Annotated in this window: 16 protein-coding genes; 5 read left to right on the forward strand and 11 right to left on the reverse strand. The window is 59.1% G+C overall.

The window, feature by feature from the left end; genetic code table 11:
* Positions 1–21: 21 nt before the first annotated feature.
* Positions 22–1,104 (forward strand): hypothetical protein, encoded by a 1,083-nt coding sequence (locus ACFQZG_RS11035; protein WP_378152322.1) that lies wholly within the window; start codon positions 22–24, stop codon positions 1,102–1,104.
* On the opposite strand, the gene ACFQZG_RS11040 is transcribed toward ACFQZG_RS11035, so the two are convergent.
* Positions 1,078–2,277 carry an extracellular solute-binding protein gene (locus ACFQZG_RS11040; RefSeq protein ID WP_378152324.1) on the reverse strand — a complete coding sequence of 400 codons (1,200 nt, stop codon included), beginning with the start codon at positions 2,275–2,277 and terminating at the stop codon, positions 1,078–1,080. The genes ACFQZG_RS11035 and ACFQZG_RS11040 overlap by 27 nt on opposite strands.
* On the opposite strand from ACFQZG_RS11040, the gene ACFQZG_RS11045 reads away from it, so the two are divergent.
* Complete coding sequence (locus ACFQZG_RS11045; RefSeq protein ID WP_378152326.1) at positions 2,258–2,473, forward strand: hypothetical protein; 216 nt, start codon at positions 2,258–2,260, stop codon at positions 2,471–2,473. The genes ACFQZG_RS11040 and ACFQZG_RS11045 overlap by 20 nt on opposite strands.
* Before the next feature lie 89 nt (positions 2,474–2,562).
* Positions 2,563–3,066, forward strand: coding sequence for a hypothetical protein (locus ACFQZG_RS11050; RefSeq protein WP_378152328.1), 504 nt, complete (start codon positions 2,563–2,565; stop codon positions 3,064–3,066).
* Here ACFQZG_RS11050 and ACFQZG_RS11055 read toward each other — a convergent pair.
* Complete coding sequence (locus tag ACFQZG_RS11055) at positions 3,063–4,394, reverse strand: PhoH family protein (protein ID WP_378152330.1); 1,332 nt, start codon at positions 4,392–4,394, stop codon at positions 3,063–3,065. The genes ACFQZG_RS11050 and ACFQZG_RS11055 overlap by 4 nt on opposite strands.
* Before the next feature lie 201 nt (positions 4,395–4,595).
* Between ACFQZG_RS11055 and ACFQZG_RS11060 the strand changes: the two genes are divergently transcribed.
* A complete protein-coding gene (locus ACFQZG_RS11060; protein WP_378152332.1) occupies positions 4,596–5,150 on the forward strand; it encodes a YhcN/YlaJ family sporulation lipoprotein in 555 nt (184 codons plus the stop codon).
* Positions 5,151–5,205: 55 nt separating this feature from the next.
* Here the strand turns inward: ACFQZG_RS11060 and ACFQZG_RS11065 are convergent, their stop codons facing one another.
* From ACFQZG_RS11065 to ACFQZG_RS11095, 7 genes are all read right to left on the reverse strand, one after another.
* Complete coding sequence (locus ACFQZG_RS11065) at positions 5,206–5,442, reverse strand: hypothetical protein (RefSeq protein WP_378152334.1); 237 nt, start codon at positions 5,440–5,442, stop codon at positions 5,206–5,208.
* Between the two features lie 82 nt (positions 5,443–5,524).
* Positions 5,525–6,625 carry an LCP family protein gene (locus ACFQZG_RS11070; RefSeq protein WP_378152336.1) on the reverse strand — a complete coding sequence of 367 codons (1,101 nt, stop codon included), beginning with the start codon at positions 6,623–6,625 and terminating at the stop codon, positions 5,525–5,527.
* Positions 6,622–6,933 carry a hypothetical protein gene (locus tag ACFQZG_RS11075; protein WP_378152338.1) on the reverse strand — a complete coding sequence of 104 codons (312 nt, stop codon included), beginning with the start codon at positions 6,931–6,933 and terminating at the stop codon, positions 6,622–6,624. The genes ACFQZG_RS11070 and ACFQZG_RS11075 overlap by 4 nt, the downstream gene beginning before the upstream one ends.
* Before the next feature lie 15 nt (positions 6,934–6,948).
* Positions 6,949–7,236, reverse strand: a complete 288-nt coding sequence (locus ACFQZG_RS11080) for a YlaH-like family protein (RefSeq protein WP_378152340.1) — start codon at positions 7,234–7,236, stop codon at positions 6,949–6,951.
* 39 nt (positions 7,237–7,275) lie between these two features.
* Positions 7,276–9,120, reverse strand: coding sequence for a translational GTPase TypA (gene typA, locus ACFQZG_RS11085; protein ID WP_378152342.1), 1,845 nt, complete (start codon positions 9,118–9,120; stop codon positions 7,276–7,278).
* Positions 9,121–9,340: 220 nt separating this feature from the next.
* Positions 9,341–9,823 carry a hypothetical protein gene (locus ACFQZG_RS11090; protein WP_378152344.1) on the reverse strand — a complete coding sequence of 161 codons (483 nt, stop codon included), beginning with the start codon at positions 9,821–9,823 and terminating at the stop codon, positions 9,341–9,343.
* 140 nt (positions 9,824–9,963) lie between these two features.
* On the reverse strand, positions 9,964–10,638 hold the full coding sequence (locus tag ACFQZG_RS11095) for a TerC family protein (RefSeq protein WP_378152346.1): 675 nt from the start codon (positions 10,636–10,638) through the stop codon (positions 9,964–9,966).
* A gap of 142 nt (positions 10,639–10,780) precedes the next feature.
* Here ACFQZG_RS11095 and ACFQZG_RS11100 point away from each other — a divergent pair, with 142 nt between their 5' ends.
* Entirely contained in the window at positions 10,781–11,548 is a 768-nt protein-coding gene (locus tag ACFQZG_RS11100) for a TerC family protein (RefSeq protein WP_378152348.1), read from the forward strand.
* 26 nt (positions 11,549–11,574) lie between these two features.
* Here the strand turns inward: ACFQZG_RS11100 and thiI are convergent, their stop codons facing one another.
* Positions 11,575–12,852 carry a tRNA uracil 4-sulfurtransferase ThiI gene (gene thiI / locus ACFQZG_RS11105; protein WP_378152350.1) on the reverse strand — a complete coding sequence of 426 codons (1,278 nt, stop codon included), beginning with the start codon at positions 12,850–12,852 and terminating at the stop codon, positions 11,575–11,577.
* Complete coding sequence (locus ACFQZG_RS11110; protein ID WP_378152352.1) at positions 12,849–14,021, reverse strand: cysteine desulfurase family protein; 1,173 nt, start codon at positions 14,019–14,021, stop codon at positions 12,849–12,851. Before ACFQZG_RS11110 ends, thiI begins: the two co-directional genes overlap by 4 nt.
* Positions 14,022–14,068 lie beyond the last annotated feature (47 nt).

Consider the following 14,068-nt stretch of genomic DNA (forward strand, 5'->3'; position numbering starts at 1 on the left):
CCGCCCTGAAGGAGGAGATCCATGAGACGGCTAAAGTGGGCTGTTCTCTTCTCGATCGCGCTGCTTCTGTTCATCGGAAGAGCCGAAGCGCTTCTCCCCGTTAACGCGGAGCCGCTGGACGACAAGACGAGGAAGCTGCTCGAGAAGAGCTTGTCGGTCGTGGAGATCGACAGGGAGATCGATAGAATATCCAAGCTAAGAGCCGAGACGCAAGCGTCGATAGACCGCGCGGGAGAACTCCTCGCCCAGAAGGAAGTGTCGATCGCGGTAGAGCGGGAACAAGCCGGCCGCGTGCTGCGAGCCTATTATATGGGACACAAAGACTTCTGGCTCAGCTCGCTGCTGTCCGCCAAGTCGCTGCCGGACTTGTTCCGCATGTGGGATCTGATGGACCTCGTCGTCCAATCCGACCAGCGGACGATGAACGCTTACGCTGATCAATATGAAGAATTGCAGGAAGGTTATGACCAATTCAAGCGCAATAAGGAAGACCTTGACGCCGTCTCCGCCCAGCTCGTCGCGCAGCGAACGCGCATCGCCTCGCTGAAGAAGGAAGTCGATGACGCCTTAGCCGCCAGCGGCGACGAACAGATGCTGAGGCGGCTCATGGATGAGCTTCAAGCGTATTGGAACAACGTCGGCTTGTACGAAGTCAAGCAGCACTTCAAAGCGCTCGCGAAGGCGATGCAGGGACTGCCGGAATGGGCGAAGGAAACGCCCGGCGTGCTCCAGTTGAACGGATTGAAGCCTAAGCTTACGATTACCGATCGACAGCTGAACGAGTTTCTCCGCTCTCGGGATGACCGGTTCGACGACTTCGCCTTCGCGTTCGACGACGGGTTGCTAACGATGAACGGAGATAACGGCAATATCCAAGTTACGATTCAAGGGCGTTACGAAGTCGTTAACGAGCCGGAGAACGCGATTCTGTTCCACGTCGACAAGCTCGTCTTCAACGGACTCGAGCTGCCCGACACGACGCGTGCCGACCTCGAGCGGGAATTCGACCTCGGCTTCTATCCGCAGAAGCTCATTAAATACGTCAAAGCGCAGAGCGTCTCGATGGAAGACGGCGAACTAGTCGTCGTCCTGAAGCTCGGCTAACGCTTCGCTCCAGCCGAGCTTCCAATCGTCGAGCGTGCGCTGCCCAGTCGCGTACGACTCCCACAGGTTCGATAGCAGCTTCAATCTGGCGGGCAGCTGCGGACCTCCCGCCGCCGACGCTTGATTCGGGAACGACTGTCCCGCCCGCGAAGGGAGCAGGTTGGATAGCTGCGAATCGTTATCGTATATCGATCTGTACACGGGCAGACGCCCGAGCAGCTGTTCGTTGCTGATCTGTACGGGTGCGGACGTCATCTCCGCGATCCAAGCGAACGCCGCTTCCTCGACGTCCGTGTCCGCGGAGACGACGTAGCAAGTGCCGCGAGGCCATATGTAGGGCAGCTTCCAAGACGATCGGTCCAGGAGCAGCAACTTATCCGCTTCGTCGTTCTCGAGCAATCTGACCGCAGCCGAATACGGCAGCGCCGCGACGAGAGTCTCGCCGCTCAGCAGCTTCGCTTCCGCCGATTCCGACGAGGCGAATTGCACGCCCGCGCGCCGCGAATCGAGCAAGCTCATCGCAATGCCGAGCTGGGTATCCTCCCAGGTTTCGCCGCCGCCTTTCCAGAGCGCGTCGGTGCGTTCGCCGGAGAAGTTCTCCAGCCAGGCCAGCAGCGCATAAGGATCGCGCGGATCGAGCGACAGCCATGTTGCCCGGCCCGCGGACACCGGAGACTCGGCGCCGCCCGGCCCCGGCGGCGTTTGTTCCGCAGACGGCAAGCCGCTCGTCTCGGCGCTGCGCGCCGCGGCCATTCCCCATTGCTCGACCGTAAGGGGCAGTTGGACGCCATCGCCAAGCCAGTCGCGCAGCAATCTCTTGTTCCACACGAACACGTAGGGATCAATGTCTAGCGGAACGCCCCACATATAATCGTTCCACTTCACCTGCGCGGAGATCGCATCGAACTGCTCCGTGGACGGCGTCCCCGCGAAAGCGGCTTCCGCAGGCATCAAGTAACCCGAGGCGGCGAATTCGTTCACCCACTCGCTCTTCAGCAGCATAACGTCGGCAGCTTCTTCCATCTCCGACGCGCGCTCGAAATAACGGTACGCATCGTCCGGATCCACTCGCGTCAGCGTTACCGTAATATCCCGATGGCGCTGGCGGAAGACGATATTCTGATCGGCCAGCTGCTTGAAGGATGCCTCGTCCATGGCAACCGCTACGGACAAGCTCGCCGGTTCCTGCCGGACCTCCGGCGGCTCTTCCGAAGGCTCCGGTTCGCGCTCGGGCACGGCGATTACGGGAGCCGCCTCCCGCCTGGGCGAATCCGACCACGGAGACAAGATCAATACCATCATGCCTAATAAGATTAATACGAAGGCGATCTTTCGACGCGCCACGATCGTCACCCATTTTCATCGCTAACTTGTATGCTCGTATCCTCAATGATAACAGGATGCCGCCCTACTGTCTCGCATTTTCGGTAAGCGCTTAATTACGAGGAGGTTACCCCGATGCTCGATCGATTGTACGGAATAGATATGCTGCTGCCGCCGTCCGTTACGGATAACGCAATCGACTCCGCGCTAGCCGAACTCGGGGAGATCGCCCTTATCGTCGACCGGCACGGCGAGCTGCTCGCATTCGAGCGGCGGGAAGCGGCGGATATCGCGATCGCGACGTTCAAACGGCATGGAATCGATTCGGAGCGGTGCGAGCTATTGCGACTGCCGCGCGAAGCGACGCCCCTCCTCGAGACGGGAGCGCTGTACGGCGATTACGCAATCGAAACCAGTGCAGGCAACGTCTTCTTCGACGTCTCCCTAACGGCCTCGTTCGCCTTAGACGCGACAAAGCCGGAAGCGGAACCCGCCCCGGCTTTGCTGCAATTGGAAGAGCATCTAATCGGATCGTTGCGCGCGGAGGAAGGCTCCCTGCACCTGATCGACCGCCAATTGGCCAATCTGGCCGAACGCGTCGCCCGCGCTTACGGTTGTGCGGCGATATGGCGTTATTAGAGTCGTTCCGTGGCGAGCTGGGCCAGACGCGACCGTTCGCCCTTCTCCAGCGTCACGTGGCCGCTGATGCCTTCCTCCTTGAACCGTTCTACGAGGTAAGTGAGTCCGTTGCTCTGCGAGTCGAGATACGGATGGTCGATCTGCTCCGGATCGCCGAGCAGGACGATCTTGCTGTTCTCGCCGACGCGGGAGACGATCGTCTTCACCTCGTGCTTGCTTAAGTTCTGCGCCTCGTCGATGATAATGAATTGGCCCGGAATCGACCGCCCGCGAATGTACGTCAGCGCCTCGACCTGTATGCTGCCGAGCCCCATCAGAATTTTGTCGAGGTCGCCGGACTTCTTCGTATCGAACAGAAACTCCAGATTGTCGTAGATCGGCTGCATCCACGGCCGCAGCTTCTCTTCCTTCTCCCCCGGCAAATACCCGATATCCTTGCCCATCGGCACGACCGGACGCGCGATCAGCAGCTTCTTGAATTTGTGCTCGTCCTCGACCTTCATGAGTCCGGCCGCCAGCGTCAATAGCGTCTTCCCGGTCCCCGCGCGGCCGGTCAGCGAGACGAGCGGAATGTCGTCGTTCAGCAGCAGCTCGAGCGCCATTCTCTGCTGCGCGTTGCGCGCCGTAATGCCCCATACGGGATCGTTGCTCATATGGAGCGGCTCCAACCGCTTAGCGTCGGGCGTCACCTTGAGCAGCGCCGACTTGGACGTTCCGAGCTCGTCGCGCAGAATGACGAATTCGTTCGGCTGAAGTCTGACTTTGAGTCCGAGCTGGCTAATATGAAGCACTCTGAACGTGTAGAATTCGTCGATGACCGACGGGTGGACATGCAGCGTAACATGACCGGTATATTGATCCGATACCGACGCCACTTGATCGGACAAATAATCCTGCGCCGGTATGCCGAGCACGTCCGCTTTCACCCGGACGAGCACGTCCTTGCTGACGATAATGACCGGCCTCGGGTCGGTCTTCTCTTGTTCTTCCATATGGTAATTCAACGCCACCGCGAGTATCCGGTTATCGTTGGTCATTTCCCCGAACGATTCCTGTACCTTGACGAATCGGCGATGATTCATCTCCACTTTAAGCAATCCGCCGCTTCGGAGCGGCACGCCGTTGTGCAACTGCCCGAGCTCCCGCATGCGATCCAGCTCCCTCGAGATGTTGCGGGCGTTCCTTCCGATCTCGTCCGCCAACCGTTTTTTCGAATCGATTTCCTCGAGCACGACGGAAGGTATGACGACCTCGTTGTCTTCGAAGGCATACAAGGAGAGAGGATCGTGAAGCAGCACGTTCGTATCGAGCACGTAAATTTTTCTCAAGTGCATTCCCTCCCGAATCCGCGATTTAACTTGCGCGTTGCAGTCGTAAACGCATGAGTGCCGAATCGTTACATAGTGCGTGCGTGACGGGGAACACTACCGAGAGCGAACAACCGATTCCTGTGGCAGCCGAACGAACGAAGACAACGTTCGCGACCCGGCTACGGGCATCCCTCCAGACTAGGGTGGTGAAGAGCGAAGATGAAACGCAATATAGGAAGCGCCTGCGGCACGCTGCTCTTGACGTTAAGCTTGGCAGTCGGTGCCGCGGGCTGCGGGAATAACGACGGTGCGGCGTCTAACGACGGCGGAGTCAAAGCCCAATCGACCCGGACGGAGACGAAGATCAAGAACGCCAATCCGAAGCAGGTCGCCGCCCACTTGGAGCAGTTGGCCCGCGGAGTTCACGGCGTCAAAGACGCGAACTGCGTCGTGTTCGGAAGCTACGCGATCGTCGGCATCGACGTCGAGGAGAACATGGAGCGGTCCGAGGTCGGAACGCTCAAGTACGCCGTCGCGGAAGCGTTCCGCAAAGACCCGTACGGCATCGATGCCGTCGTGACGGCCGACATGGACATTCGGCAGCGGCTCCGCGAGATCCGGGCCGACATGAAGAACGGAAGACCGCTCGCGGGTTTCGCCGAAGAAATGGCGGATATCATGGGCCGCATCGTGCCTCAAATTCCGCGTAACATCATCCCGCCGGAATCGCCGGAGAATATGGGCACCGGCGACTTGAATCAGTTGAAGCATTAACCGCGGTAAACCGGACAAGCCCGCAATCCAGACAGAAAGCCCAGTGAAATAAAACTCACTGGGCTTTCTTCATGGCGTCGCGCGCTTGTCCATGTAAGCGCTTGACGATCGTATGTTGGCTTGCAGGCCGAGCCTTCGCGAGCTCGGACGGACGCGCGCCTTCGCGCTCGGCTTCCATGACCGCGAGGCACGGGCCGCCGCTGTCGGCGAATACGGATTGGTGCGGAACGGAATTTCCTGTCCGCCGGATCGAGTAGAGCGATTCGGTTAGAGCGGTTGTCGTATCTGCCATCCGCAGCCCTCCGTCACGTTACTGGCTCCATTATAGCATACGGATCCGCGCAATCCAACGGACAATATACCCTACTCGGACGTTACTCGTTCGCCGAACTTGCCGAAGCTTCCGGCGTCGCGACGGGACGGCCTTCCGGCAGCAGCTCTTCCGCGAGCGCCTGCTTCGCTTCCGCCAGCTTCTCCTGGTTCAAGATGACGTACGGGCTGATCCATTCGCCTTCGAGCGGGATGAACCGGATATCGGCGCGGTTAATGCCGAAGTACTTCTTGATCATCGCGTCGAGCTGCGACTCCGGAATGTCCGTCCGCATGTTGTCGCCGACGGCGTTCAGGACGTTGTCGATCTTCGTGACGGCTCCGAGCGACTTCATCCGGTCCGCGATAGCCCCGAGCACCTGGCTCTGCCGTTCGTTTCGCTCGAAGTCGCTGGACGCGGCGGTGCCGCGGTTCGATTTCCTGTAACGGACGAAGCCGAGGGCGTCTTCCCCGTCGAGCTCCTGCGCGCCGGCCTTCAGGTTGATATCGGTGCCGTCGACCGTATCGACGTAGCGCATATCCTTGTCGACGACGACGTCGACGCCGCCGAGCGCGTCCACGACGTCGACGAACCCTTGGAAGTCGATGACGGCCGTGTAATCGATGTCGATATCGAGGAACTTGCCGAGCATCTCTCTCGTCTGATCGCGAGCGTAGTCTTTGGCCGCTTCGCCTTCGAGATCCTTCTCCTTGCGGGCGAACGCCTCGAAGTTCGCGTAGAACGCGTTGACCTTATGCCGCTTGTACCCGTCCAGCTTCAGATCGCTGTCGCGCGGAATCGAGACGACCGTCGCGGTCTTCGTCTTCGGGTTGAAGGCGGCGACCATGACGACGTCCGTGTTCATGCTGCCGAGCTCCTTCCGGTAGTCGAGACCGAGCAAGACAAGAGAGACGGGCTTGACGTTCGCCTTCTCTTCCTTCGGAACGGGCGTCGCCTTCGGATCCTGGTCGGAGATCTTGCCTAAGTTGTTCTTATAGACGTCGAAGTACAAGTAACCCGCGTATGTAGCCAAGACGACGATAATGATAGCGACAAGCGAGAACGCGATTCTGCCCCAACGCGGGCCTTTCTTCTTCTTCTTCTGCGGCGCTCTGCCGGTTGGACGTTGGGCCGAACGAGGCGGCATGGGTGTATGTGGATTCAAAGCGATTCCTCCTCGTCGTCCTCGTCCGCGCCTTGTCGGTCGCCCGCGACGCCGAACATGTCCCTGTTCAGCTGCTCGACGGCTTCGCGATCGAACCATACCGTGCGCGACGTACCGTCTCGGGCCGCGTAAGTGACGTACACCTTCGCGGTCTCGACGGCACTGACATCAAACGACGTCAATTCGTGGTCTTCCGACAAAATCCGGTCAAAAAAGAGAAGCGTTTCCTTCGCCGCCTCGTCATCGGGGCGGGCGGAGGTTATCCACTTCATCTGCAGCCAGTAGAACAGCGCATCCATTAACGACATGGGCGTAATCTCTCCTTAAGAAGACTTGCTGTCTTTGCGGGAGTTGCGTCGTTTGTCGTACAGCTGGCGCAGCCGCAGCAGCAGCATCATAGCTACCGCGACGGCCATGCATTGAATAATCGGCAGCTTGTCGAGCTGCATGATCAGCAGAATGCCGCAGCCGGCCGCCATCATCAGATAGACGACGACCTCCTTCAGAATCGGGAGCCTGCCCGGTCTGAACACCGCGTTGAAAATATAAATCGTGAACGCCAGGATAAGCAGATAGGAGATGAATTGGTGGTCATGAAACCATTGCTGCACGGATTATCCCTCCATCAAGAAATCGAGACGCAGGTACGTTTATACGTTCGCTTCCGCCGCGACGCGGCGTTGCTTCTCGTAACGGTCGCGCTCGCTCTTGTTCAGCACTTTTTTGCGCAGGCGAACGCTCTTCGGCGTAATTTCGCACAGCTCGTCGTCGTTCAGGTATTCGAGCGCTTCTTCCAAGGACATCAACCGAGGCGCTTTCATGCGCACCGTCTCTTCCTTGTTCGCCGTACGGATGTTGTTCAACGCTTTTTCCTTACAGATGTTAACGATGATATCGGTGTCGCGCGTATGCTCGCCGACGATCATCCCTTCGTATACTTCCGCGCCCGGCTCCATGAACAGGATGCCGCGGTCTTCGACGGACAGCATGCCGTAAGCCGTCGACTTGCCCGTCTCGCTCGCGATCAGCACGCCTTGGTGACGACCGCCGACTTGACCCGGAGCAAGCGGTCCGTAGCTGTCGAACGCGTGGTTCATGACGCCATAACCGCGCGTAAGCGTCAGGAAGTTCGTGCGGTAGCCGATCAATCCGCGAGCCGGAATGAGGAATTCCAGACGAATTTGTCCCGTTCCGTTGTTGATCATGTTCACCATCTCGGCTTTGCGCGTGCCGAGGCTCTCCATGACCGCGCCCATGCTCTCTTCGGGAACGTCGATGAGCAGACGTTCGATAGGCTCGCTCTTGACGCCGTCGACGCTCTTGATAATGACTTCAGGCTTGGATACCTGCAGCTCGAAGCCTTCGCGGCGCATGTTCTCGATCAGAATGCCGAGGTGAAGCTCGCCGCGTCCGCTGACGACGAATGCGTCCGGGCTGTCCGTCTCTTCGACGCGCAAGCTGACGTCGGTCTCGATCTCCTTGAACAGACGCTCGCGCAGGTTGCGGGACGTCACCCACTTGCCTTCGCGGCCGACGAACGGGCTGTTGTTGACGAGGAACGTCATCTGCAGCGTAGGCTCGTCGATCGCCAGTACCGGCAACGCTTCCGGGTTCGTCGGATCCGCGATCGTCTCGCCGATGTTGATGTCCTTAAGACCCGCGATCGCCACGATATCGCCGGCTGCCGCTTCTTCGATCTCGATGCGTTTCAGCCCTTGGAAGCCGAACAGCTTCTCGATGCGGGCTTGGCGAGCTTTGCCGTCGCGGTCGAGCACGGCGACGACTTGGCCTTGGGAGATGCGTCCGCGGTTCACGCGGCCGATCGCGATGCGGCCCATGTATTCGTTGTAATCAAGCAGCGTAACGAGGAATTGCAGCGGCGCTTCCGTATCTTCCTTCGGATGCGGAATGTGCTCGAGAATCATCTCGTACAGCGGCTCCATCGTCTCTTGCAGGCTGTCCGGCGTGTTGCCGGCGATGCCGTTCAAGCCGGACGCGTACACGACCGGGAAGTCGAGCTGCTCGTCGTTCGCTTCGAGCTCGATGAACAGTTCCAATACTTCGTCGATGACTTCCGACGGGCGAGCGGCCGGACGGTCGATCTTATTCAGCACGACGACCGGCGTCAAGCCGTGTTGAAGCGCCTTGCGCAATACGAACTTCGTCTGCGGCATGCAGCCTTCGAACGCGTCGACGACGAGCAATACGCCGTCTACCATCTTCATGATCCGTTCCACTTCTCCGCCGAAGTCGGCGTGTCCGGGGGTGTCCACGATGTTGATCAGGTTGCCTTTGTACTGAATCGCGGTGTTCTTCGCCAAGATCGTAATGCCGCGTTCGCGTTCCAGGTCGTTGGAATCCATCGCGCGCTCTTGCACTTGTTCGTTCTCGCGGAACGTTCCGGATTGGCGGAGCAATTGGTCGACCAGCGTTGTTTTACCATGGTCGACGTGCGCGATAATCGCGATATTGCGGATTTTTTCTCTAGCTTGCATTGTCCCACTCCTCATTTATGTCCAACCTCAACGTGATCGTTAAGTTAGGATTCTCTATAACCGCAAAACAAAACGCCGACGCGAGGCCGACGTTAAGGACATCACCGGTACGACCGACCTGCTGTCGCCGAGCAGGCGAGTCAGGTCATCATCCCTTCTATTATACGCTAGTTCCGCCGGAAAAGCCAACGATTATTGTGCCGGCATACTGGCGCCTCCGTTACCACATGCGAGGACGTTTCATGACGAGCCATGCGCCCACGGCGATCAAGCCGGCGGCGATGAGGTAGATGCCCCACGTCCAGATAATCGTCAGGCAGAACAACAGAATCGAGATGGCTGCGAGCCCGACGGCAGCAAGCCAAATTTCCCGAGAGCGATTGTAGCCGAAGACGTGGTATTCGTACAAGCCTACGGCGACCGAGAACGGGAACATCGGCCACAAGTATTTCATCGTTCCCCAGCCGAACCAGTTGCCGATCAGCAGCACGACCGAGATGACGGTCAGGATGCCGCCGGGCACGAGGACGACGGCCGGCAGCATGCGTCCGAAATACAGCACGTGCAGCAGAATGCCGGGTATGAGGATGAATAAAGGCCAGAATACGGCGCCGATGAAGGCGAACACGCCAAGCTTGCCCAGTAAGATTATCAATCCAACAGTCAACACGAGTATTCCGACTGCGGCGGATTGTCTGTTCACGATAGTTCCCCCACTTCGTTCCGTTTGCGAGCGATCGGCCATGATTCCGCGTTGTCGGATCATGACGTCTTTTTCTTTAGTTTAATGGAAGTCGGGGGAAAAAACTAGTTCGGCCTCGCAAATTCATCCCTAAAAACTTCCTATAGGCTTTCCTGCGGCCGGCGCCGCAGCCAGAGCGCGAGAACGATCAGCAGCGCGACGGTCGCGATCGGCAGCAATCGCTCCACGTCCGGATCGAGCATATGGCGGAACCGCTGCAAGCCGGGATCCTTCAGCATCATCTCCGCCGCCGTGAATCCGAGCAAGCCTCCGCCGACGTAGACGAGCCATGGCAGACGGTCGAGCAACCGCATGATGAACGAGCTTCCCCAGATAATGATCGGAATGCTCATGACGATCCCGATGACGAGCAACGCCGTATCTCCGTCGGCGACGGCCGCGACGGCGAGTACGTTGTCCAGGCTCATGACGAAGTCGGCGACGACGATCGTCCAGACGGCTCCGGCCAACGTCGATGCCGCCTTCGTGTTCGCGGCGTGCTCTTTCCTGTCGATTAGCAATTGGAGCGCGATCGCGAGCAACAGCAGCGCCCCGACCGTCTGCAGCAGCGGAACGTGGAGCAATGCCACCGCTCCGAGCGTGAGCACAAGGCGCAGCACGATCGCCGCGAGCGTTCCCCACCACACCGCCGAGCGCCGTTGATACGCGGGCAGCCGACGGCCGGCCATCGCGATGACGATGGCGTTGTCCCCGCTCAAGAGTAAATTGATGATGACGATTTCGACGAATATCCAGAAGCCGTCCATGATTCCCATGCAGCCACCCCCTCTTACCAGACATATGTACAAGCACATCCGAATATGTGGGGGCTTTTTTTCTGAATCTAAATCGGATATGCTCCGTATATGTAGTTGTTATCATATCGCGTAATTTGCATCGTACTGTGGGGGGACGAAAATGGATTTACTCAGCTTGGATTTTTGGTCTGCGCTCGTCGCGATCGTCTTCTTCGATCTGCTGCTTGCCGGCGACAACGCCATCGTCATCGGGATGGCCGCTCGCAACTTATCGAAGGAGCACCAGAAGAAAGCGATTATCTGGGGTACCGCGGGCGCGATTACGATAAGGATCATCGCGACGTTCCTCGTCTTGTGGGGCATGCTTGAAATTCCTTACTTGGTTGCCGTCGGAGGCGTTCTGCTCGTCTGGATCGCTTACAAGATGCTCATCCAAGAGAACGATCACGGCGATATCCATGCCGGAGCAACGCTGGGCAGCGCCATCCGCACGATCGTGATCGCCGACGCGGCGATGGGTCTGGACAACGTCATGGCGATCGCCGGAATGGCCCAAGGACAGCATGGCAGCTACGTGCTCGTCGTACTCGGCCTGCTGATCAGCATTCCGATCGTCGTGTGGGGAAGCACGCTGTTTATCAAGATCATCGAGAAATTCAAATGGATTATCTATATCGGCGCCGGCATCCTCGCCTTCACCGCCGCGAAGATGATTACGCACGAAGAGCAGTTCAAAGGCGCGTTCGAAGACAATCCGGTGCTTACGTGGACGTTCATCTCCGCGATCGCCGTCCTCGTCCTCGTCGCCGGCGTTTGGACGAACGCCCTCAAGTCGCGCAACGCTACGGTCGCGCCCGAGCCGGTCAAGCTCGACGGCAAAGCCAAGAAGCCCGCGCTCGCTACCAAAAAAAGCCGCGAAACGCATTAAGTTGCGTTTCACGGCTTTTTACTTGTCTAGAACCAATCGTCTTCCGTTCCGACGGGCACGGGGCTGTCCGATTGCGCGGCTTCGCTGCCCGCTTCTTCCGGATACCCCGGCTTCTCTTGCCTGCCGGCCTTATCCGAGAGCACGACGACTTCCGTGCCGGCGACCGCTTCTTCGATCATTCGGTCGAGCGCATCCCCGAGCTTCGCTTCGGCTTGCTCGACGACCGACAAATCCGGATGAATGGCCGGCGACTTCGGCATGAACAACGTGCAACAATCTTCGAACGGCAGGATCGACGTCTCGTAAGTCCCGATTCGCCTCGCGTAATCGATGATGTCGAGCTTGTCCATGACGATGAGCGGGCGAAGCAACGGCAGCACGGTCGAGCGCCCGATGACGTTCATGCTGACGAGCGTCTGGCTGGCGACTTGACCGAGGCTGTCGCCGGTCACGACGGCGAGAGCGCCGTTCTTCTCCGCGAGACGCTCGGCGATGCGCAGCATCGATCTGCGCATGAGCGTAATGATGAGGCTCTCGTAGCCCGACTGGGCGAGCATCGTCTGAATGTCCGTGAACGGCACGAGGTGCAGCTTGATTTTACCGCCGTAATAAGACAATCGCTTCGCGAGAGTCACGACCTTATCCTTCGCCTGCTCGCTCGTGAACGGATAGCTATGGAAGTGGACGGCTTCGATCGCGAGCCCTTTGCGCATCGCCATCCAGCCGGCGACGGGACTGTCAATGCCTCCCGACAGCAGCAGCATGGCCTTGCCGTTCATCCCGAGCGGGAATCCGCCCGCGCCGCGCTCATGCACGCAGTAGATGAACGTCCCTTCGTATTGGATGTCTACGCGGAGCTCGGCTTCGGGCTGGCGGACGTCGACCGTCAGCGACGGCGTATTGCGCAGCAGATGAGCGCCGACGAGGTGGTTCATCTCGAGAGACGTATGCGGGAACTCTTTCCATCCGCGCTTGACGCTGACTTTGAACGTGCGCGGAGCCGGAGACATCCCTCTGAGCAGTGTCAGAGATGCCTCGCGTATGGCCTCCAGCTCGTGCGCGACTTTGACGACGGGACTGAAGGAGACGATGCCGAACACGTTGCGCAAGATCGGAGCGATCCGGGAGTAGCTCTCGCCGTTCAATCGGATATACACCCTGCCGTAGGCGCGTTCGTAGGTTAGTGCGGGAAATGCCGCCAGCATCGATTGGATTTGATCGAGCTGCATTTTCTCGAAACGGTTCCGGTTGCGGCCTTTGATCGTAATTTCGCCGAAGCGGACGAGAATCAGTTCGTAGTTCATGGCTTATTCCTTTCGAGCGGTTTCAGTTCGGCGACCGATTGCCGCAGCCGTTCCGCGAGAATATCGATGTCGCTCTCCGTATGTTCGTCTCCGAAGCTGATTCGGATGCTGCCGGTCGCCCGCGCTTCGTCGCATCCCATGGCGAGGAGCACGCGACTCGGCTTGAGGCTCTTGGACGAACAGGCGGACTGCGTCGATATGAGCACGCCGTGCTTCTCGAGCATATGGACGAGCACTTCCGGACGCATGCCGGGATACGACGCGTTCACGATATGCGGCGCTGTCCACTCCTCCTGCCCCGGGGCCCCGATGCCGTTCACGACGAGCTCCGGAATACCCGCGATGGCGCGCAGCAGTCGACTCCGGAGTTCCCGCATCGTCTTCACGCGCTCGGGCATGTTCTCCAGCGTCAAGCGAAGCGCTTGCGCCGTTCCGACGATACCCGGCACGTTCAGCGTGCCCGAACGAACGCCGCCTTCCTGCCCGCCCCCGCTGAGCAGCGGATGTAACTGCATGCCTTCCCGTACGAGCACGAAGCCGACGCCTTTCGGACCCCCGATCTTATGAGCCGAACCGGTATACAGATCCACCTTCGCGTCGCGCCAACGGAACGGTACTTTGCCGATCGCCTGCACGCCGTCGACATGGAAGCGCGCTTGTCCGTGCCGCGACACGACTTCGCCGATCGCTTCGACCGGTTGCACGGTTCCGATCTCGTTATTCGCGTGCATGACGCTGACCAGCACCGTATTCTTGCGAATAGCTCGTTCGACCGCTTCCGGCGACACGCGGCCTTCGGCGTCGACCGGCAGCACCGTAACTTCCACGCCTTGTTGCTCGAGCTCCTTCGCGCACTCGTACACCGACGCGTGCTCGATCGCCGTCGTAATGACGTGCTTGGATGAACGACCGGCAGCGGATACGACGCCGCGTATGGCCAGGTTGTTGCCTTCCGTGCCGCCGGAAGTGAAGACGATTTCGTTCGGCGCGGCTTCGAACCGTTCCGCGACGGCCGCGCGCGCCCGTTCGACCAGCCTTGCGGCATCCGTGCCCGATCGATGGAGCGCGGACGGATTGGCGTAATGCTGCTTCATGATATCCGATACCGTCTGAATAACCTTCGGATACATCGGCGTCGAAGCGCTATGATCGAAATAATACGTATCCAACGAACGTCCCCCGTTCCGCAATAAAGGGATCGATAACGGTGGCAAGC

Source organism: Cohnella sp. GCM10027633, assembly GCF_042675445.1.
Taxonomy (GTDB): Bacteria; Bacillota; Bacilli; order Paenibacillales; family Paenibacillaceae; genus Cohnella.